This window comes from Bacteroides sp. CACC 737 (genome assembly GCF_013874375.1).
In the GTDB taxonomy this organism is placed as follows: domain Bacteria; phylum Bacteroidota; class Bacteroidia; order Bacteroidales; family Bacteroidaceae; genus Bacteroides; species Bacteroides uniformis.
This window is the reverse complement of the sequence record NZ_CP059408.1, coordinates 3,077,222-3,098,483: the sequence shown is the minus strand read 5'-3', so window position 1 is coordinate 3,098,483 and position 21,262 is coordinate 3,077,222. Positions and strand designations below refer to the sequence as shown.

Sequence of the window (21,262 nt, the reverse complement as noted above, 5' to 3'; positions counted from 1 at the left end):
TGGAGAAATGAACACTGAAATTTTAGGTGTAGCCTTGCAGATTGTTCTGCTGATTGTGATATCCTATCCTCTGGGAAAGTATATTGCCAAGGTTTACAAAGGCGAAAAGACATGGTCGGATTTCATGAAGCCGGTCGAGAGATTGATTTATAAAGTGGCCGGAGTCAATCCGGAGGAAGAGATGAACTGGAAACAGTTCTTGAAAGCCCTGCTGATTCTGAATGCCTTTTGGTTTGTATGGGGCATGGTGCTACTCTGTACACAGCAGTGGTTGCCGTTAAATCCGGATGGAAACGCTAACCAGACACCGGATCTGGCATTCAATACATGTATCAGTTTTATGGTGAACTGTAATTTGCAGCATTATTCCGGTGAAAGCGGACTGACATATTTTACACAGTTGTTCGTTATTATGTTGTTCCAATTCATTACCGCCGCTACCGGTATGGCAGCTATGGCAGGTATCATGAAGGGTATGGCTGCTAAATCGACGAAGACTATCGGTAACTTTTGGAAGTTCTTGGTTTTGAGCTGTACACGTGTATTATTACCGCTTTCGTTGATTGTGGGCTTCATCCTCATTCTACAAGGTACTCCGATGGGATTTGATGGTAAGCTGGAAGTTCAGACGATGGAAGGACAAACCCAGTTGGTTTCACAAGGTCCTACGGCAGCGATTGTTCCTATCAAGCAATTGGGTACGAACGGTGGCGGTTACTTTGGATGTAACTCTTCACATCCGTTGGAAAATCCTACTTACCTGACGGACATTGCAGAATGCTGGTCTATCCTGATTATCCCTATGGCAATGGTCCTTGCACTTGGTTTTTACACCAGACGCAGAAAGATGGCCTACTCTATCTACGGCGTAATGCTTTTTGCTTTTCTTGTCGGTGTTTGCATCAACGTTTCGCAGGAGATGGGAGGTAATCCGCGCATTGATGAGATGGGAATTGCCCAAGACAATGGAGCAATGGAAGGTAAGGAAGTCCGTTTAGGGTCTGCTGCTACTGCTCTTTGGAGTATTGTGACTACAGTTACTTCCAATGGCTCTGTAAATGGTATGCATGATTCAACGATGCCTCTTTCCGGTATGATGGAAATGCTGAACATGCAGATTAATACGTGGTTTGGAGGTGTGGGTGTAGGTTTCATGAACTATTATACATTCATCATTATCGCCGTATTCATCAGTGGACTGATGGTGGGACGTACTCCGGAATTCCTCGGTAAGAAGGTAGAGGCGCGTGAAATGAAGATTGCTACCATTGTGGCACTGCTTCATCCGCTTATCATCTTGGGCGGTGTGGCACTTTCTTGCTTTTTGTTCGCTCATTATCCTGAATTTGTGGCAGGTGAAGGCGGCTGGTTGAATAATCCCAGTTTCCACGGACTAAGTGAGCAGCTTTATGAATATACTTCGGCTGCGGCCAATAATGGTTCTGGCTTCGAAGGATTGGGCGACAATACTTACTTCTGGAACTATACTACCGGCTGGACGCTGATTTTAGGACGTTTCTTGCCTATCGTAGGTCAGGTAGCCATTGCTGGTCTGTTGGCCGGAAAGAAATATGTTCCGGAGAGTGCCGGTACGCTGAAGACGGATACAGTAACTTTCGGTGTGATGACTTTTGCCGTTATCTTTATTGTGGCTGCCTTGTCATTCTTCCCGGCACATGCATTGAGTACGATTGCTGAACATTTCAGTTTGTAATAGTAGTTTGTAAAAAGTAATTTCATAGGTATGAAAGATAATAAATCAGCTTCTCTGTTTCAGAAGGAGCAAGTAATGGAAAGTTTGAAGCAATCATTCGTGAAGCTGAATCCACGGGTGATGATAAAGAATCCGATTATGTTTACGGTGGAAGTCGTAACGGTTGTCATGCTGATTGTCTGTTTCCTTTCATTAGGTACTTCGGAATATGGAGCGTTCGGATATAATTTCTTGGTATTCATCATCTTGTTTGTGACGTTGCTGTTTGCTAATTTTGCTGAAGCCATTGCTGAAGCGCGTGGTAAGGCCCAAGCTGACAGCTTGCGTAAAACCCGTGAAGAGACTCCGGCTAAAGTGCTGGTTGACGGTAAGATCCATACCGTTAGCAGTTCACGTTTGAAGAAAGGCGACTATTTTATTTGTGAAGCGGGAGATACGATTCCTGCTGACGGTGAGATTGTGGAAGGTTTGGCTTCCATTGATGAAAGTGCCATTACCGGTGAATCTGCTCCGGTAATCCGTGAGGCCGGTGGTGACAAGAGTTCCGTAACTGGTGGTACAAAAGTTCTTTCTGATAAAATCAAGGTACTGGTGACGCAGCAACCGGGTGAGAGCTTTCTTGACAAGATGATTGCTTTGGTAGAAGGCGCTACTCGCCAGAAGACTCCGAACGAGATAGCATTGACTATTCTTCTGGCCGGTTTCACCTTGGTATTCGTCATTGTATGTGTGACGTTGATTCCTATGGCCGACTATACGAATATCGACCATCCGGGAACTTATATCTCCATTGCAGCCATCATTTCTTTGTTTGTCTGCTTGATACCGACTACTATCGGCGGACTGCTTTCTGCCATCGGTATTGCGGGGATGGACCGTGCTTTGCGCGCTAATGTAATCACAAAATCCGGTAAGGCAGTAGAAACAGCCGGTGATATCGATACCTTGTTGCTTGACAAGACCGGTACCATTACAATCGGTAACCGTAAAGCCACCAAGTTTCATCCGGCTTCGGGTGTTGACGAGAATTTGTTCGTAGAGGCTTGCTTGTTGTCCTCACTTTCTGACGAGACTCCGGAGGGTAAGTCCATCATTGAACTGGGACGTGAAAACGGTCATCGTATGCGTGATTTGAATACTACCGGTGCTCATATGATTAAGTTTACAGCCGAAACAAAATGTTCGGGTGTGGATTTGCAGGATGGTACTCAGATACGTAAAGGTGCATTCGACGCTATTCGCAAGATTGTGGAAAATGCCGGAAACAAGTTCCCGAAAGAGATTGAAGAGGTGATTGCTGTAATTACCAGCAACGGTGGAACTCCGCTGGTGGTATGTGTCAATCAGAAGGTTACCGGGGTAATTGAGTTGCAGGATATTATCAAACCGGGTATTCAGGAACGTTTTGAGCGTCTTCGCAAGATGGGTGTGAAAACTGTGATGGTGACCGGTGACAACCCTTTGACAGCCAAATACATCGCAGAGAAAGCTGGAGTGGATGATTTCATTGCTGAAGCCAAGCCGGAAGACAAGATGGAATATATTAAAAAAGAACAGCAGGCCGGTAAGCTGGTGGCTATGATGGGTGACGGTACAAACGATGCTCCCGCCCTTGCACAAGCTAATGTGGGGGTGGCGATGAACAGCGGTACGCAGGCAGCCAAAGAAGCCGGTAATATGGTGGACCTTGACAACGACCCGACGAAGCTGATTGAAATTGTGGAGATTGGCAAACAGTTGTTGATGACACGCGGTACGTTGACTACCTTCTCCATTGCGAACGACGTTGCCAAGTACTTTGCCATTATCCCTGCTTTGTTTATGGTAGCCATCCCTCAGTTGGCTCCTCTGAACATTATGGGACTGCATAGCCCTGAAACGGCTATTCTCTCGGCTGTCATATTCAACGCTATCATCATTCCTATCTTGATTCCGTTGGCTTTGAAAGGTGTTCAGTATAAGCCGATCGGTGCCAGTGCGCTACTTCGTCGCAATCTGTTGATTTATGGTGTGGGTGGCGTCATTGCTCCGTTTGTCGGCATCAAACTGATAGATATGATAGTTAGTCTGTTTTTTTAAAACTTGGATAAAATGAAAACTCTTTGGAAATCATTTAAGATAACAATTGCATTTTGCATATTTTTCTCTCTGTTCTATATCCTTGTCTTGTGGATATTTGCACAGTTCGCCGGTCCCAACAAGGGAAATGCAGAGGTGGCAACCCTCAATGGTAAAGTGGTAGGTGCTGCCAATGTAGGCCAGATGTTTACGCAAGATATTTATTTCTGGGGACGCCCATCTGTGGGTGATTATACAGCCGATGCTTCAGGTGGTAGTAACAAAGGTCCTACGAACGATGAATACCTGGCAGAAGTGGAAGCCCGTATTGATACTTTTCTGGTACATCATCCTTATCTGAGCCGCAAGGATGTGCCTGCTGAAATGGTAACCGCCAGTGGTTCCGGTCTAGACCCACATATCACACCTGCTTGTGCTTATGTACAAGTGAAGCGTGTGGCTCAGGCACGTGGCATGAACGAGGCTGAAGTGAAAGCCATTGTAGACAAGAACATCAGCAAACCCTTTTTGGGGGTGTTTGGTACGGAAACTGTCAATGTGCTGGAACTGAACATTGCATTAGAAGAAGCCGATCAGAATAAATAATTTTTTAGTTGTGTTTGTCATGTGTTATGGGCAGGAGCGGAAGTATTTCTGTTCAGGCAGCGAAAGACTGTCATTTTACAGGGGGAGCCGAAACTTCCTTCCTGCCTTTCAACGATTGATTAGTAATGGTAAATAAATAGTTGGATATGAAAAGTTTAAAAATATCAATTCTAGTTTTTGCGAGTATGGTGGCTGCTTGTTTTATGGGAACCGGCAAAGTGCAAGCTCAGGAATTTACAATACAAGGTGATTTGGTCAGTTCTTATGTTTGGCGCGGCTTTTACCAGACGGGAGTAAGTTTTCAGCCTACTTTGGGTTTTGGGGTCGGTGATTTTTCTTTGACAGCATGGGGCTCTACCGATTTTGACGGAGCTTCTTCAGGAGAAGGGGCTGCGGCTAAGGAGATTGATTTGACCGCTGCCTATGTTTTTGGAGAATCAGGTCTGACTTTTTCTGTTGCCAGCTTGTGGTGGGGCGGACAAGGAGCAAGAAAGTATTTCAATTTTAAGAGCCACGAAACGGCGCATCACTTTGAAGCAGGATTAGCCTATACATTGCCGGTTGAAAAGTTTCCTTTGTCAATCGCTTGGTACACTATGTTTGCCGGAGCTGACAAAGATGACAAAGGCAGGCAGAATTATTCTTCGTATGTTGAACTCAACTATCCGTTCAGTGTCAAGTCTGTAGATTTGAACCTTACTTGCGGATTTCTGCCTTATGAAGCTGGGGTAGGAGTATATGGTGTTCCTAACAGTGGATTTGCTGTAACCAATGTGGCACTGAAAGGTATTACGGAAGTCAAGATTACTGACAGTTTCTCAATACCTGTATTTGCACAAGCCATTTGGAATCCTCGTATGGAAGATGCACATCTGGTATTCGGCGTTACTTTAAGGCCATGATTTATTTAGATATAACTTTAGAACTCATGAATTAGCGTTGGATGCCCGTGGCGGTCGTGATGATCGTTGCGGGTTATATGGTATATATAAAACAAGCAAGAAACAGAAGAAATGAGTAGGGAAGAAAGCGTACAACATTTTCTTGATTTGATTAAAAAGTCGCGGCGTGGCAAGTTCAAGGTCTACATCGGCATGATTGCCGGTGTAGGTAAATCTTATCGTATGCTTCAGGAAGCACACGAGTTACTTGACAACGGAGTAGATGTGAAGATAGGCTATATAGAGACACATGGGCGTGCCGGTACGGATGCCATGTTGGAAGGATTGCCCGTTGTTCCTCGTCGTAAGATATTCTATAAAGGGAAAGAACTGGAAGAAATGGATTTGGATGCCATTATCCAGATACACCCTGAGATAGTAGTGGTGGATGAACTGGCACATACCAATGTGGAAGGTAGTCGGAATGAGAAACGCTGGCAGGATGTGATGGATTTGCTTGATGAGGGTATCAATGTGATTTCCGCCGTTAACATCCAGCACATTGAGAGTGTCAATGAAGAAGTGCAGGGCATTTCGGGTATTGAGGTGAAGGAACGTATTCCCGATAGCGTTTTGCAAGAGGCAGATGAGGTGGTGAATATTGACTTGACTGCGGAAGAATTGATAGCCCGTTTGAAAGCTGGAAAAATTTACAAACCGGAAAAGGTCCCTACTGCCTTGAACAATTTCTTTAAAACGGAAAATATTCTCCAATTACGTGAACTGGCTTTGAAAGAGGTGGCTTTGCGGGTGGAAAAGAAAGTGGAGAATGAGGTGGTTACCAGTGTGGGAGTCCGTCATGAGAAGTTTCTGGCATGTATCAGCAGCAACGAGAAAACACCACGACGCATCATTCGTAAAGCTGCACGTCTGGCAACCCGCTACAATACTTCGTTTGTCGCCCTTTATGTACAGACTCCCAGAGAAAGTACTGACCGTATCGGTCTGGCAAATCAAAGGTATTTGTTGAACCACTTCAAATTGGTGACTGAACTGGGGGGGGAGGTTGTTCAGGTACAATCGTCGGATGTGTTGGGAAGCATTGTGGATACTTGTAGGGAGAAACAGATAACAACTGTCTGCATGGGAAGTCCGTCACTTTCTTTTCCGAAATCATTGTTTATGATATTGAAATACCGAAAATTTGTGCGTGATTTGGCACAAGTAAACATAGATTTGATTATACTTGCATAATATTAATTCTTAGGAACATTATGAATATTCGTACAAAATTGATACTCAGCGTAGGGGTGTTGGCTGGAATGATTATTTTGCTGGTTGCTCTTTCTGTGGTGAATCTACAGATACTGACGGCTACGGAGCCGGATAGTCCTGCTGCTGTACCGGGATTGCAACGTGCATTGCTCTGGATTTCTGTGATAGGTGGGGTGTGTATTTTTGCCAGTATCATATTATTGGTATGGCTTCCCCGTTCCATCAGCAAACCTATTCAAGAACTGACACGTGGGATTCTTGAAATAGCGAACCATAATTATGAGAAACGTCTGGATATGAGTGGACACGAAGAGTTTCGTGAAGTGGCTGATGGTTTTAATCGGATGGCGGAACGACTGACGGAGTATCGCGCCAGTACGCTGAACGACATACTTTCTGCTAAGAAATTTCTAGAAGCTATTGTGAATAGTATTGATGAACCTATTATTGGCTTGAACCGTAATAGGGAAATTCTCTTTATCAATAATGAGGCTTTAACTGTGCTGAATTTGAAACGGGAGGAAGTAATTCGCCGTTCGGCTGAGGAGCTTTCTTTGAAGAATGATTTGCTTCGCCGTTTAGTTCGTGAATTGGTAACTCCGGGTGAAAAGAAAGAACCGTTGAAAATTTATGCAGACAATAAGGAGAGTTATTTTAAAGCTTCTTACATTACCATTATAAATACAGAGGCTGATGATGACGAACCTCATAATCTTGGCGATGTGATTTTACTGAAAAATATTACAGAATTCAAAGAATTGGACAGTGCCAAGACTACTTTTATCTCGACTATTTCTCATGAACTGAAAACGCCTATATCCGCTATTCTGATGAGTCTGCAGTTGTTGGAGGACAAACGGGTAGGGGTGTTGAACGACGAACAGGAGCAATTGTCGAACAGCATCAAGGAAAATGCTGATCGCCTTCTTGGGATTACCGGGGAATTATTGAACATGACGCAGGTGGAAGCCGGTAAATTGCAGATGATGCCTAAGATAACGAAGCCCATTGAACTGATAGAGTATGCTATCAAGGCCAATCAGGTACAAGCTGATAAATTCGGCATTCAGATAGAAGTGGAGTATCCGGAAGAAAAAATGCCTAAATTGTTTGTCGACAGCGAAAAGATTGCTTGGGTGCTCACCAATTTATTGAGCAATGCTATCCGCTATTCCAAAGAGAACGGGAGGGTGGTTATCGGCGCTAGGCATGACGGGGACTTTGTAGAAATGTATGTGCAGGACTTTGGAAAAGGTATCGACCCGCGTTATCATCAGAGCATTTTTGACCGTTATTTCCGAGTGCCGGGCACTAAAGTGCAAGGTAGTGGTTTAGGTCTTTCCATTTCGAAAGACTTTGTGGAAGCTCATGGCGGTACATTGGCTGTCCAGAGTGAGCTGGGTAAGGGGAGTCGCTTCGTTATCCGGTTGAAAGCGTAACGTTTTCTATTTTTTACGGTACTGTTGCGGAGACATGCCGGTTTGTTTCTTGAAGAATGTTCCAAAATAAGAAGCATTGGGAAAATTGAAGAAGTCGGCGATTTCCTGGATGTTTTTCTGGGTGTTCTTGAGTAGTGAGATGCTTTTGCGGATGATGGATTTAAATATCAGTTCCTGCACCGTGAATCCGCAGACGGACTTGGATAGTGCAGAGAGGTATTTGGGTGATAAGCAGAGTTTGTCTGCATAAAACTCTACGCCGCGTTCTTCCGTGTAGTGTGCATCTATCAGCTGAATCAGCCGGATAAAGATTTCATGTTTGTGACCAACCGTTGTTTTTAGGTTCATCAGTTTACGGTTGTAAATGGAACAGATGCGGTATGTAAGTCCCAGTAGAAGCAGTCTTTGTTCGTAACCATTAAAGGTGTTGTTGTCTAAGTGCAGGGTATTGTCCAATAGGGACATGTATTTCAAAACTTCTTCTTCATCTCCGGTGTTCCATACGTAGCATGGTTCAGTCCGGAGCTGCATGTATAGGTACATGGCTGCCACTGAATTGCCTATGATGTCCCGTATCGGTTCTATCTGGTAAATGAATATGAATAGTTGCAGGTCTTCCGATTCGCTCAACACTTGGAAGAGAGAATCTTCCGGGATGAAAACTGTTTCGCCAGCTTGGGCCGAGAATGCTTTCATGTTAAGTGAAAAGGTGAAGTTGCCTTGGCGGCAGACAATCAGTCCTGCTCCATTAATCATAAAAGGTTTTTTCAGGGAGGCAGGAAAGGAGCAGAGCATACCTTCTGAACTACAAATGTTTTCTCCGTTTGACAATGCGCGGTCTAAGTGGGATAAACGTTCTTGTTGGGTATCCATAACAGACAAAATTACAGGTTATACTGAAAATTGTCTGCTAAGTTAGTAATTTTCGTTTAGGATACCGCACGACAAGCACAAATATCATGCAAAACAAGCAGGCGTAGAGTGTCCATCCTGCCATTTCCTTTACAGCAGAGAGGGTGGCCTGCACTTGGATGCGTCCTTTGGTGGATATGGCAGCCATGCTGATTGCTTCTTGTTTGCTCTTTCCCTGATATTGCATACCTTGTACGGTCTGGGTAAACGAGGTGGATGCTTCGGGGTGCAGCATGTCTACATTCTGTGCATAGCGGGTGACGTAGTGCTGTTGGCGTTCTTGCAGTACATTCGTATAGAGTGCGGCTCCGATGCTGGGAGCCAATACCATGCGTACGGTAAGCATGGTACATATCCAAGAAGAAAGATATTTGTAAGGCATGCGTTGGGTGGCGTAGGTTGGAATCAGCGAATAGAGGAACATCATACCGGTAGAACGGATGATGACCGGATACTTCATCCGTTCGTACAGTCCTGCACCTTGTACCTCGAAATACATGAACATGGCGGAAAGCCCCAATAGAAGGAAACCGGCGGCAAAGAGATATTTGAAGTGTACGCCTTTTACGCTGAGCCAGATAGTGGCTATACCGCCGATGAGGTAGCCCAGCATGGACCAGTTGCCCAGGGTGGCATTCTGGAAGTTGTCCAGTTTCATGCCTATGCCCGTGAATACATTGACAAACATGGCGCTGGAATTCAGTACCATTAACAGAAAATAGAATAGGAAACCCATACGGATGGTACGCAGTTTGAATACATCGAGCTGATAGTAAGGATTGCGCTGGGTAGACTCGATATAGAGAAATATGCCGCCAGCAATGATGGCGCAGACTGTGGCCCATTGTATGGTTGGGTCATCGTACCAGTCGAGCACTTTGCCATAAGTAAGCACGTAGGTAATGCAGGTCAGTGTGATGCAGAAGATGGAGGCATTGCCGAACTGCTTGAAGTTGATGGGGAAACGGCGGGTGGTATATTTATGATAAGGCATAGTAATGAAGGTGATGAGGATGCAAAGTAATAGTAGCCCCATCATAAAGTAGTGTATGTACTGCCATTCATATTCAAAAGCGAGCCAGGCGGTGAGCGAGGTTCCCAATTGCCCCAGTACCATGAAGAATAGGTAGATGGCGGGTTGTGCCGCACTCCGTTCGATGTCCAGCTTGTCCCAGCCTTCGTCAGTTGTGGGCTCGTTGCCGGGTGTAATTTTGTCGTACGCCTCGATATGCCCTGCATACTTTATGAGGGTGAAGAGGTTGACCATCATCAGCACCATTCGTAGGAATCCCATAAAGATGCTGCATAGTGCCAGCAGGAAAACGCTGTCTGTCTTGGCACAGATATAGCTGAAGATGTACATCAGGGAGAATCCTGCCAGGCACATCATTTTCTGCCGGCGTATGACTACCAGCCTATACAGAAAAGGGCAGAATGCTGCCATGCCAATGGAAGTGGCGAAGTTGGCAAACTGGATATGCTCGGAAATGATGCCGAGTTCGCTCATCATTTCGGTGCTTGCCACCGAGTAGGTACCGCCCACAGTCAGTATCGGCAAAAAGAATACGAATAGGATGATGATACCTACCGGTTTGGGTACCCAGTTGTAGAAAGGATAGTTCTTGGGGTATGAGGGCATGGGGATAAGGGTTAAGGGGTTAGGGATTAAGGGTTAAAGATTAAGGATTAGGGGGTAAGGATTAAGGAGTTGGTTGCCTTAATCCCTAACCTCTAATCCTTAATCCCTATTTTTTTGTTTTCGCTTTGACTATTACCATCATACCGGCGGCAAGGCTACTGTTGTCTTCTTTAGACAAATCGGTAAAGTCGATGCGGACTGGGATGCGTTGTTGTATCTTCACGAAGTTACCGGCAGAATTATCCGTGGGCACTAGGGAATACTTGGAACCAGTGGCTCCGGAGATGGCAGTGATTTTCCCTTTGAACTCTTTGCCGCTGATGGCATCAACGGTAATGGCTACTTCTTGTCCCAAGTGCAGATTCTCAATTTGGGTTTCCTTGTAGTTGGCTATAATCCACTTTTGTGTGTCAGGCAGAATGTAGGTGATGGTTTGTCCAGCAGTAATGAATTGTCCTTCTTCAAGAGTACGCCGTCCCAATTTCCCATCACAAGGAGCTACTACTACGGTGTAGGAGAGGTTCAGCCGTGCCATTTCGAGTGCGGCTGTTGCCCGTTGTATGGCAGCTTCTGTATTTTCACGGCGATGTGACACTTCGTTCACACCCGACAAGGCAGCTTTCTGTTGCCGTTTCACAGCTTCCAACTTCTTGTGGGTAGCTGCATATTCGGTTTCTATCTGTTCCAATTGAATGGGGGTGGCAGCGTTTCTCTTCACCAAGTTCTGGTATCGCTGGCGGTCTTTCTCCAGCTTGGTAAGGCGGATTTCTATCTCTGCTATGGAGGCGTCGTAGACAGAGGCTGTAGTTTGCGTGGTTTGTAGTGTAGCACCAATGACTGTGGCGCCGGCTTGTGCATCCTTGAGTGCAGCTTCAGCTTCCATGACTCTGATTTTATATTCCCGGTCGTCCAATATAAGTAAGGTATCTCCTTTGTGTACTTCTTGGTGTTCTGTGAAACAAATTTTCTTGATATATCCTGATGCGCGCAGATTGACGGGAGATATGTATTGTTCAATCTGTGCATCATTACTGGTTTCCGTCCGTTTGTAGTTCAAAAAGAGGCAGGTCACTTGAATTATTCCCCAGATAAGGATAGCTATTCCTAATAGGCTGACAACGATTTGCCAACGGCGAAGCTTCTTCAATTTCCGTGCTTTCTCTTGATGGGTACTTGCGGTGTTATTGTTCTCTTTTGTTTCCATATCTTCTATATTATATTGTTTACTCATTATTATATATATATCCGTCCTTGAATACGGACTCTATTCATCTTCCTCTTTAAGGAATTGAGGGGCTCAACGTCTCCAGCTGTCCCGTCAGCTTCAGCAAAGTCAGATTGGTTATCCGGTAATTGTAGTGGGCACTGATATAGTTGTTTTGGGCTTCGCTCATCCGCATTTCGTCCTGCAATACTTCGGTCATTGAGGCGATTCCTTCCCGATAACGGTCCATAGTAACGGTATATACATCTTCAGCAAGTAGATAATTGTCTTTCTGCTTCTTAAAGTTACGCTGACTGTTCATCAGGTCATTGGTAGCATTCAGATATTGTGTCTGAAGATTCTTTCTGGTATTCTCTTGGGCGAGTTTGATGTTCTCTATGTCGATGGTTGCCTTACGCATCTTGTAGCGTTTGTCCAGTCCGTCGAAAATGGGAATGCGTAAGGAGAGGCCCACTCCATAGGAGCGATACCAATGGTTGGAAGGGCCGGAATGGAACCAATGGTAAGCTTTGTCTGTATAGGCGGAAAACATCCAGCTTCCTGTCAGGTTCAAGGAGGGGATGTAACCGTTGCTGATTATTGTTTTCTGCTGTTCAGCAAGTTGTTTTTGTGATTGCAACAGCTGGAGTTCATATAGTGTTTCGGATAGCCCGGTGAGTGCTACGGGCGTAATCGTTTCTGTATTCACTGGTACCAGTGCTATTCTTTCTTCCGCCGGATAGTCGATAATGTATTTAAGTAGATTCAGTTGCTGTTCCATCATGGCTTGTGCGTTGTCGTGCTGCACCTTGAGGTTCTCCAAGTTGATGTTGACGCGTTTCACATCTACTTCCATAGCCATGCCGTTGTCATAGAAGGCTTGAGTGATATCTCTCAACTCTTCCAGGCGAGTGATGTTGGCTTTTATCAAAATAATCTGTTCAGCTGTAACCTGTCCTAAATAGTACATTTGACTAATTTGGAGGATGAGGTCTTCTCTTGCCTTTCCATAAGAAAGGCGATTCATCTCATCCATGGTTTTGGCTATGGATAGAGTGGTGTAGAGTGTCTGGTTATAAAGTGGTATCTGCAACTGTAATCCAAAGTTGGCGTTGTATTGCAAGGTTTGGGTTACATTGTAGGGATTGCCATACGCTGAACCGTCGGTAACGGAGACGGGTGGATCGATATTGTCGTTATAGTTGGCAAAACCATTGATTTGGGGCAGCAGTTTGGCTCGATTCTCAGAGATGCCGTATTTCCCTTTTTGTATTTCCTCCCGTTTGCTTTGCAAGGACAAGTTGTTTTCGATACCTATTTTGAGGCAGTCCTCCAAGGTTAGGGTATTTTGTGCTCTTGTACCTAGTGCAAGCAGACACAGAAAGGAAAATGTGAACAGTTGTCTTTTCATAATAGTCACTTGATATTTGCACACAAAGTTAGTGGCTTAAAATGCAAGAGGACTATCCATATATCAACTGTTTGTATTCATATTTTCCTTTTTTGTAAGCATGAATTCAAAGAATGGATATAAACTAATAAGGATTGCATTAATCTTTTTAATGAAACCTATATTATTTGTAGGATTTTTTTGGTAATAGTGAAAATATCAAACTAGTATAATGGACAATAACCTATTATACTGGTTATGCCAGTACAATAGTGTTATCCTTTTTTTAGTTTTTTATATTCTTTAGGAGGCATTCCCATTATCTTATTGAATAACCGTGAAAAATAATAGGGGTCTTCAATACCTATTTTGTAACAAACCTGGTTGATTTTTATATTAGTAAAATCCAATAATGAGCAGGCTTGTTGTATCTTAAGCATGTTGAAATACACTAAAGGGGCATATCCGGTCCGTTGGCTGAATAGTGCAGAAAAATAGGAAATAGAATATCCTGTATGTTTGGCGATTTCTTTTAGAGTGAGTTTCCTTTCGATATTTTCTTTCATATAGTGTATCGTTTCAGTGATTATGTCTGTAGTATTTGAATCTTGCTGAATCGCTTCCCTATATTGTTGAAGATATCTTAATGTGCCAAGATAGTGGTGAAAAATGGAGCAAGCGTACAATAGGTTCTCATGACTATAACCCATTTCCAGAGTATGCAGAATCTCTTCAAACATATCTATCCGGTTGTTTATTCGTGAATGTATTCCTGGTTTTATCTCCATTGGATATGAGCTTTGTATGGAAAAATAAGGGGCAAGCTTTCCTTTGAAATGAATCCAATAGATGGTCCATGGAGAATCATCTGCTGACCCATAAGAGTGGGGTGTTCCGGCAGGTAGAATGAAATATTCATTGGCATTTACGATGTACTTTTTGCCATTTAGCTGATACCATCCGGTTCCTTCATAACAATAGATAAATACATATTGTGAAATGGATTCTTTCCGTTCGATGAAATGAAACTTGGCTTTAGGGTAATAACCTATATCTGTAATATGCAAGCAAGCTGATATAGGATTTTCTTCCATTTCATGCACAATAAATTGTGGAAGGACTATTGCCCTCTCACCGCTGAATCCATCTTTTTTTTTAATCATAGTATTAATATTGAGAATTTTATTGTTGTCTGATTATTCTTCTGTATAAATGAAGTGTATATGGATTAATGATATATGACAAATATATATATTATATAAATACATCCTTTTGATTATTGCGATATTTTAACTAACTATAAGAGTGATGTTTTTCTTTTTTCATATTTGTTGATTGATGGAATTTTTATTTAAGTCATAAAATGGTCCAGGTTTATACTTTTTTTCTCTATTTTTTGCATAGGGATTATTTGCTTTCTTTGCAGCAACTTTTTAAGGTATAATATGAAAAAGAATAATGTTTATCTTTGGTTGATTTGCATGGTCTCGGCCATGGGGGGATTACTTTTTGGTTATGATTGGGTGGTAATTGGAGGTGCTAAGATTTTTTATGAGCCTTTTTTTAACTTGGAGGGGTCACCAGCACTTCGAGGCTGGGCAATGAGTAGTGCTTTGGTGGGGTGTTTGGTTGGAGCGTTGCTTTCTGGAAGTTGGAGCGATCGTTATGGCCGGAAAACAATGTTGATTATCGCATCAGTCTTGTTTGTGTTGTCAGCTTATGGGACAGGTGCAGTCGATAATTTCAGTTGGTTCATTCTTTATAGGATTATAGGTGGATTGGGTATTGGAATTGCGTCTAATATTTCTCCTGTATATATTGCGGAAGTGGCACCGGCTTCAGTTCGTGGAAAATTTGTTTCGTTGAATCAATTGACAATTGTATTGGGTATACTGATGGCCCAATTGGCTAATTGGCAAATCGGAGCATATTATACAGCAGGGGTGGAAACTCTTAGCGTTGAGAGTGTGGCATGGGCCTGGCGATGGATGTTTTGGGGGGAACTGATACCTGCCGGATTGTTTTTTATTCTTGCGTTTATGATACCTGAAAGTCCACGTTGGCTGGCAGCGAATAAGAGAATGGTTCAAGCTCAAACAATATTGTCGCGTATTGGCGGAAATCATTATGCTATGCAGACTTTATCGGAGATGTCACAATTGGGTGTGGAGCAAAAAGAAAAAAGTAGCTGGAAGCAGCTTTTTCATCCTTCAGTCAGGAAAGTCTTGATTATTGGTATAGTGTTAGCTGTCTTTCAACAATGGTGTGGTATTAATGTCATATTTAATTATGCGCACGAAATATTTTCTGCAGCCGGTTATGAGGTTTCTGATGTGTTGATGAATATTGTGGTGACGGGGGTAACTAATGTTATTTTTACATTTGTTGCTATATATACAGTTGACAGATGGGGAAGGAGGAGCCTTATGTTTGTAGGTTCCATTGGGCTAGCGCTTATTTATGTAATTTTAGGGATATGCTACCATTTAGAGATAAGTGGTTGGCCTATGTTACTACTTGTTGTATTGGCGATTGCGTGCTATGCCATGTCATTGGCGCCCGTTGTTTGGGTGGTACTCTCTGAAATATTCCCGGTAAAGATTCGTGGAATGGCAATGGCTCTTTCAACATTTTTCTTGTGGGTTGCGTGTTTTTTACTTACATATACATTTCCTATTTTTAATGATTGGGTAGGAGCGGCTGGTATATTCTGGTTGTATGGTGGTATTTGTTTGGCTGGTTTCTTGTTTATCCGGTCGAACTTGCCTGAAACTAAGGGGAAAACATTGGAAACGCTGGAAAAAGAATTAACAAAATAAAATACAAAAATATGACTGAAGATGTAAAGGTTTGGGAGGAAGATGTGATTCTCCCCACTTATGCTATTGGCAAAGCTGAAAAAAATCCTATGTTTCTGGAAAAACGTGTGTATCAGGGAAGTAGTGGAGTCGTTTATCCGTATCCGGTTATTGAAAAGATAGAAGATGTTTGTAGGGAACAAAGTTATCACGCTGTTTATTTGGAGAATGAATATATCAAAGTGATGATTCTGCCTGAATTGGGAGGACGTGTCCAAATGGCGTACGATAAGATTAAACAGCGTCATTTTATTTATTACAATCACGTAGTTAAGCCGGCTTTGGTAGGACTGACAGGGCCATGGATTTCTGGAGGTATTGAATTCAACTGGCCACAGCACCATCGTCCCAGCACTTTTTTGCCGGTTGACTATTCTATTGAGAAACGGGAAGATGGTAGTGCTATAGTGTGGGTTAGTGAGAGGGAACGTATGTTTCATCAAAAAGGCATGGCTGGTTTTACATTGCGTCCGGGGTATGCCAGACTCGAAATTCAGGGGAAAGTATATAACCCAACTCCATTTCCTCAGACTTTTCTGTGGTGGGCTAATCCAGCAGTTGCCGTGAATGAATACTATCAGTCGGTATTCCCGGGAGATGTAAATGCAGTTTTTGACCATGGTAAACGTGACGTCTCCCGTTATCCCATTGCTACAGGGACTTATTACAAGATGGACTATTCTGCTGGAGTAGATATTTCTCGATACAAAAATATACCTGTACCCACTTCTTATATGGCTATACATTCTAAATATAATTTTGTAGGAGGGTATGAGAATGATTCACGTGCAGGAGTATTGCATGTGGCTAATCATCATGTGTCACCGGGGAAAAAACAATGGACATGGGGTAATGGTGATTTTGGTCAAGCATGGGATCGTAATTTGACAGATGCGGATGGCCCGTATATTGAATTAATGGCTGGAGTTTATACAGACAACCAACCAGATTTCACATGGTTGCAGCCTTACGAAGAAAAGACGTTCGTCCAATATTTTATTCCATATAGGGAACTGGGAGTAGTAAAGAATGCTTCTGAAGAGGTAATGATGAATATCGAAATAGAGGATGACTGTGCTTTTTTAAAGGTTTTTACAACGTCAACACAAACGAATCTTCATATAATTGTAGTCCAAGCAGAAAAAAATATTTTGGATATTGTTAGGGATGTTACTCCTGAAAAGGATTTGAAAGAGAAGGTTGAGATAGTATGTTTGAAAGATATATGTGTTACAATCTTTGATCAGAAAGGAAAAATGTTGCTAGAGTGGAAACCGGAATCTGAAGAAATAAAGGAACTTCCGGAAGCTGCTAAAGCTGTTTTGGAGCCTAAGGATATCCAAACTACAGAAGAATTGTATCTGACGGGGCTACACCTTGAGCAGTATCGCCATGCTACATATTTGGCTACGGATTATTATCAAGAAGCTTTGCGTAGAGATCCGAGCGATGTACGTAATAATAATGCTTTAGGACTATGGTTACTGCGTAAGGGACAGTTTGCCAAAGCAGAACCTTATTTGCGGGAGGCAGTGAAGACATTGACTGCAAAATCTCCGAATCCTTATGATGGAGAGCCTTTGTATAATTTGGGACTTTCTCTGAAATATCAGGGTAGGTTTGCCGAGGCTTATGATTGTTTTTATAAATCTTGTTGGAACGCGGCATGGCAAGACGTAGGCTATTATTCGTTGGCTCAAATATCCGTGGCACGGAGGGATTGGGAGAATGCCCTATACGAGATAGATAAATCCTTGATGAGAAATTGGTGCAATCTGAGGGGGAGACATTTGAAGACGATTGTTTTGCGTCATTTAGGAGAGAGAGAGAAGGCTTTGGCACTGATAGAAGAATCGCTCTCTTATGACCATTTTAATTTTGGATGCTGTTTTGAAAAATATCTAATGACTGAAGATGAAAAAGATTTGCATTCATTGCTGTTGCAGATGCGTCGTGAGGGGCATAATTATGAAGAGTTGGCTTTGGATTATGCTTCATGCGGTTGCTGGGAAGAAGCCATAAAGGTGGTGGATGTCGCTATTGATTTTTCAGTATTGCAACCTACTCTATTGTATTACTATAAAAGCTGGTTCTTGCACCAATTAGGCCGAAAAGAAGAAGCTGTGGCGGTAGCTAGTATGGCTGAACAGCAATCTCCCGACTATTGTTTCCCGAATACATTGGAAGCTATATTGGCTCTCCAAGCTGTCGTTGGACTTATCGAGACAGCACCTAAGGCATTATATTATCTAGGTAATTTGTGGTATGATAAGCGCCAATATGCAGAGGCAGTGGCTGCATGGGAAAAATCGATTGAACAAGATTCGGAATTCCCTACTGTTTGCAGAAATCTATCATTAGCATATTTCAATAAATTGGATAGGAAACAAGAAGCTGTAGCTTTGCTGGAAAAGGCTTTCTACTTGGATACCAATGATGCTCGTATATTGATGGAACTGGATCAGTTATATAAACGCTTGAACCGTCCTCATAAAGAACGTCTGGCTTTATTGGATGTTTATAAAGAACTTACATTTTCACGTGATGATCTTTCTTTGGAATATGTGACTTTACTGAATCAGTTGGGACGTTATGAAGAGGCTCTCCACTTGATTGATACTCGCCAATTTCATCCTTGGGAAGGAGGTGAAGGTAAGGTTCCGGCTCAATATCAGTTGTGTCGTGTACAATTGGTAAAAGAATATTTGAAATCTAAAGAATATAAAAAAGCTTTGCAGTTGATAGATGAATGTTTTATTTATCCTCATAATTTGGGTGAAGGCAAATTGCAAGGAGCACAAGAAAATGATTTTAATTATTATAAGGGATGTATATTGCAAGCGATGGGGCAAAATAATGAAGCACAAATTTTCTTTCAGAAGGCTTGTTCAGGAAATAATCAACCTGTTGCAGCAATGTACTACAATGACCAAAAGCCTGACAAAGTATTCTATCAAGGGTTGGCATTGTTAAAGTTAGGTAATGAAGGAAAGGCATGTAGTTGTTTTAACCGTTTGATTGATTTTGGTGAAAAACATCTGTTTGATATCTTTAAGATGGATTATTTTGCAGTTTCTCTCCCTGATTTGCAGATTTGGGAAGACGATATGAATAGAAAAAATCGTGTTCATTGTAACTATTTGATGGGCCTTGGTCATTTGGGCCTTGGTCATGTAGAGAAGGCGAAGACTTATTTTGGAATTGCGTCTGAATTAGATAATAACCATCAAGGTGTACAGATACATAGTGAAATGATAAATGAATAGTAATTTTTTAAGATACGAATAAGATGGATAGGTTGAGAGTAGGTCTGCTATTATTGTTTTTATGTCCTTTTTTAGTAGTGGCCAAAGAGGTTAAATTAGCTTCTCCCAATAAGGTGTTACATGCCGAGGTTTCCATAGATGAACATGTCTCTATACGTGTTCTGCAAAATAAAGATGTTCTGTTTGCTGTCCGTAACATTTATTTGAATACGGATCAGGGATATATTCCTGAAAAGTCATCGAAGGTACGTTCTGTTAAAACGAAAGCTGTTGATAGGATGGTTGTTCCCGAGATAAAGGAAAAGCGCTCAGTTATTGCAGAACGTTACAATGAGCTATCCTTCTTGTTTGCTGATAAAACAAAATTGGAAATTAGGCTATATGACGAAGGAATGGCTTATCGTATGTTAACTAATCGTAAAGGAGAATTGACCATTTTTGATGAAGCTGCAGATTTTGTATTTGCCCCTTCTTCCACGGTATTCTTTCAGCAAGATTCCAATATGAACAGTGATTATGAGGCTCCATATGTAGAACAAAAGATTCAAGATATAAAACAAGGCGTTACGGGAAATTATCCGGCTTTGGTAAAGATTCCATCGGGTACAAACATACTTTTGCTGGAATCTGATTTGCAGGATTATCCTTGTTTGTGGCTTGAAAAAGGGAGCCAGAATCTGAATGCGCACTTTTGGAATTATCCTAAGACATATAATGTCAACGGTAACTCAAAAAATAGAAGGCAAATTGTTGCTTGTGAGGATTATATAGCTAAAACAAGCGGAAAAAGAACTTTCCCCTGGCGTGTGTTTGCTGTAGCCCAAGAAGACAAGGATTTGATGGACAATCAGTTGGTATACCTGCTGGCACCTGAATGCCAGATAGAGGATCCTTCGTGGATTAAACCTGGGTGGGTAACTTTTGATTGGTGGGCACGTCGTGGTTTGTACAATGTGGATTTTAAAGCAGGAATTAATACTGCAACTGCAAAATATATGATTGACTTTGCTGCAGATTTCGGGATTCGTTACTTTTTGTTTGATGACGGTTGGACTTATAAAGAAGATTTGACAAAGACCATTGCTGGCCTTGACATGAAAGAAGTAGTAGACTATGCAACCTCGAAAGGTGTAGATGTAATGCTTTGGGTGACCTATGACTTGTTTGAGAGTCAGATGGATGCGGCGTTGGCTCAATTCTCTGAGTGGGGAATTAAAGGGTTGAAGATTGATTTCATCAACCGCTCAGATCAGAATGTGTCAAACTTTTATTGGAAGGCTGCACAAAAGGCTGCTGAGTATAAAATGGTACTTGATTTTCATGGAGCCTATCGTCCCGATGGCTTACGAAGAGCTTATCCTAATGTTTTGACTAGAGAGGCTTTGGTTGAGTTTGAACAAAACGGTGGAACCTATAAAGACAATCCCGATAATCGCCTTATGCTTCCTTTTATTCGTAATGTTGCTGGGCCGATGGATTATATTCCCGGTACGATGAATAATGCAACGAAAAGGTCATTCCGTTTTAATCATGACACTCCGATGGGACAAGGAACTAGGGCTCATTTTATGGCAATGGCTGTCATAGCAGAGAGTCCTATGCAAATGCTGCCTGATCCCCAATCTGATTATTATCGGGAAGCGGAATGCACTAAGTTTCTGGTTGATATTCCTGTGGAGTGGGATGACCTAGTGACATTAGATAGTAAAATAGGTGATTATGTGGCCATGGCTCGTAGAAATGGGAATTCATGGTATGTGGCGGCCGTTACAGACTGGACGTCAAGAGACATGAAACTCGACTTAAGTTTCCTGCCTAAAGGTAAAAAGTATAAGATGGAGGTATTTAGAGACGGTGTCAATGCGGATATTCGTGCTGTTGATTACAAACATGAATTCATGGAAGTTGAAGGAGGAGAAATATTGAATGTTTCTTTGGCTTCTGGTGGTGGTTGGGTTGCGAAAATATCAGGCTATTGATGAGTTATCTATTCCCCTTTGTTGAAGAATAGGGGCTTTTA

At 42.4% G+C, this 21,262-nt stretch carries 14 protein-coding genes; 9 read left to right on the top strand and 5 right to left on the bottom strand.

From position 1 onward, the window contains the following. The first annotated feature begins 7 nt into the window (after positions 1 to 7). From kdpA to H1A11_RS13200, 6 genes are all read left to right on the top strand, one after another. A complete protein-coding gene (gene kdpA, locus H1A11_RS13225) occupies positions 8 to 1,714 on the top strand; it encodes a potassium-transporting ATPase subunit KdpA (RefSeq protein WP_119961456.1) in 1,707 nt (568 codons plus the stop codon). Between the two features lie 30 nt (positions 1,715 to 1,744). After that, positions 1,745 to 3,793, top strand: a complete 2,049-nt coding sequence (gene kdpB / locus H1A11_RS13220) for a potassium-transporting ATPase subunit KdpB (RefSeq protein ID WP_119961440.1) — start codon at positions 1,745 to 1,747, stop codon at positions 3,791 to 3,793. Between the two features lie 12 nt (positions 3,794 to 3,805). After that, positions 3,806 to 4,378, top strand: coding sequence for a K(+)-transporting ATPase subunit C (locus H1A11_RS13215; protein ID WP_181757328.1), 573 nt, complete (start codon positions 3,806 to 3,808; stop codon positions 4,376 to 4,378). Between the two features lie 146 nt (positions 4,379 to 4,524). Continuing rightward, positions 4,525 to 5,280 carry a hypothetical protein gene (locus tag H1A11_RS13210; protein ID WP_119961441.1) on the top strand — a complete coding sequence of 252 codons (756 nt, stop codon included), beginning with the start codon at positions 4,525 to 4,527 and terminating at the stop codon, positions 5,278 to 5,280. 111 nt (positions 5,281 to 5,391) lie between these two features. Next, a complete protein-coding gene (locus H1A11_RS13205) occupies positions 5,392 to 6,513 on the top strand; it encodes a sensor protein KdpD (protein ID WP_119961442.1) in 1,122 nt (373 codons plus the stop codon). Between the two features lie 20 nt (positions 6,514 to 6,533). Beyond that, the gene (locus H1A11_RS13200; RefSeq protein ID WP_117601302.1) at positions 6,534 to 7,973 is read left to right on the top strand and encodes a PAS domain-containing sensor histidine kinase; all 1,440 of its coding nucleotides are present in this window, start codon (positions 6,534 to 6,536) and stop codon (positions 7,971 to 7,973) included. 6 nt (positions 7,974 to 7,979) lie between these two features. Here H1A11_RS13200 and H1A11_RS13195 read toward each other — a convergent pair whose 3' ends face one another. The 5 genes from H1A11_RS13195 to H1A11_RS13175 all read right to left on the bottom strand — a co-directional run bounded on the left by H1A11_RS13195 (position 7,980) and on the right by H1A11_RS13175 (position 14,281). Then, positions 7,980 to 8,846 carry an AraC family transcriptional regulator gene (locus H1A11_RS13195; protein WP_008662940.1) on the bottom strand — a complete coding sequence of 289 codons (867 nt, stop codon included), beginning with the start codon at positions 8,844 to 8,846 and terminating at the stop codon, positions 7,980 to 7,982. A gap of 37 nt (positions 8,847 to 8,883) precedes the next feature. Further along, positions 8,884 to 10,524 carry an MFS transporter gene (locus tag H1A11_RS13190; protein WP_117601301.1) on the bottom strand — a complete coding sequence of 547 codons (1,641 nt, stop codon included), beginning with the start codon at positions 10,522 to 10,524 and terminating at the stop codon, positions 8,884 to 8,886. Positions 10,525 to 10,630: 106 nt separating this feature from the next. Continuing rightward, positions 10,631 to 11,728: an HlyD family secretion protein gene (locus H1A11_RS13185; protein ID WP_035449880.1), complete on the bottom strand. Its 1,098-nt coding sequence runs from the start codon at positions 11,726 to 11,728 to the stop codon at positions 10,631 to 10,633. A 76-nt stretch (positions 11,729 to 11,804) separates the two neighbouring features. Beyond that, positions 11,805 to 13,139 carry a TolC family protein gene (locus H1A11_RS13180; protein ID WP_181757327.1) on the bottom strand — a complete coding sequence of 445 codons (1,335 nt, stop codon included), beginning with the start codon at positions 13,137 to 13,139 and terminating at the stop codon, positions 11,805 to 11,807. A gap of 254 nt (positions 13,140 to 13,393) precedes the next feature. After that, a complete protein-coding gene (locus H1A11_RS13175) occupies positions 13,394 to 14,281 on the bottom strand; it encodes an AraC family transcriptional regulator (RefSeq protein WP_141981242.1) in 888 nt (295 codons plus the stop codon). Between the two features lie 282 nt (positions 14,282 to 14,563). Between H1A11_RS13175 and H1A11_RS13170 the strand changes: the two genes are divergently transcribed. The 3 genes from H1A11_RS13170 to H1A11_RS13160 are packed head-to-tail and all read left to right on the top strand — an operon-like array spanning position 14,564 to position 21,221. Next, positions 14,564 to 15,937, top strand: a complete 1,374-nt coding sequence (locus H1A11_RS13170) for a sugar porter family MFS transporter (protein WP_181757326.1) — start codon at positions 14,564 to 14,566, stop codon at positions 15,935 to 15,937. 11 nt (positions 15,938 to 15,948) lie between these two features. Next, positions 15,949 to 19,242, top strand: coding sequence for a DUF5107 domain-containing protein (locus H1A11_RS13165; RefSeq protein WP_181757325.1), 3,294 nt, complete (start codon positions 15,949 to 15,951; stop codon positions 19,240 to 19,242). 23 nt (positions 19,243 to 19,265) lie between these two features. Next, complete coding sequence (locus H1A11_RS13160; protein WP_181757324.1) at positions 19,266 to 21,221, top strand: glycoside hydrolase family 97 protein; 1,956 nt, start codon at positions 19,266 to 19,268, stop codon at positions 21,219 to 21,221. Positions 21,222 to 21,262: the final 41 nt, after the last annotated feature.

Excerpts from the sequence above, each read along its gene's own strand:
- H1A11_RS13160 (WP_181757324.1), top strand. The coding sequence starts at position 19,266 with ATGGATAGGTTGAGAGTAGGTCTGCTATTATTGTTTTTATGTCCTTTT.
- kdpA (WP_119961456.1), top strand. The coding sequence starts at position 8 with ATGAACACTGAAATTTTAGGTGTAGCCTTGCAGATTGTTCTGCTGATT.
- H1A11_RS13170 (WP_181757326.1), top strand. The coding sequence starts at position 14,564 with ATGAAAAAGAATAATGTTTATCTTTGGTTGATTTGCATGGTCTCGGCC.
- H1A11_RS13200 (WP_117601302.1), top strand. The coding sequence starts at position 6,534 with ATGAATATTCGTACAAAATTGATACTCAGCGTAGGGGTGTTGGCTGGA.
- H1A11_RS13165 (WP_181757325.1), top strand. The coding sequence starts at position 15,949 with ATGACTGAAGATGTAAAGGTTTGGGAGGAAGATGTGATTCTCCCCACT.
- H1A11_RS13210 (WP_119961441.1), top strand. The coding sequence starts at position 4,525 with ATGAAAAGTTTAAAAATATCAATTCTAGTTTTTGCGAGTATGGTGGCT.
- H1A11_RS13180 (WP_181757327.1), bottom strand. The coding sequence starts at position 13,139 with ATGAAAAGACAACTGTTCACATTTTCCTTTCTGTGTCTGCTTGCACTA.
- H1A11_RS13195 (WP_008662940.1), bottom strand. The coding sequence starts at position 8,846 with ATGGATACCCAACAAGAACGTTTATCCCACTTAGACCGCGCATTGTCA.
- H1A11_RS13175 (WP_141981242.1), bottom strand. The coding sequence starts at position 14,281 with ATGATTAAAAAAAAAGATGGATTCAGCGGTGAGAGGGCAATAGTCCTT.
- H1A11_RS13190 (WP_117601301.1), bottom strand. The coding sequence starts at position 10,524 with ATGCCCTCATACCCCAAGAACTATCCTTTCTACAACTGGGTACCCAAA.
- kdpB (WP_119961440.1), top strand. The coding sequence starts at position 1,745 with ATGAAAGATAATAAATCAGCTTCTCTGTTTCAGAAGGAGCAAGTAATG.
- H1A11_RS13205 (WP_119961442.1), top strand. The coding sequence starts at position 5,392 with ATGAGTAGGGAAGAAAGCGTACAACATTTTCTTGATTTGATTAAAAAG.
- H1A11_RS13185 (WP_035449880.1), bottom strand. The coding sequence starts at position 11,728 with ATGGAAACAAAAGAGAACAATAACACCGCAAGTACCCATCAAGAGAAA.
- H1A11_RS13215 (WP_181757328.1), top strand. The coding sequence starts at position 3,806 with ATGAAAACTCTTTGGAAATCATTTAAGATAACAATTGCATTTTGCATA.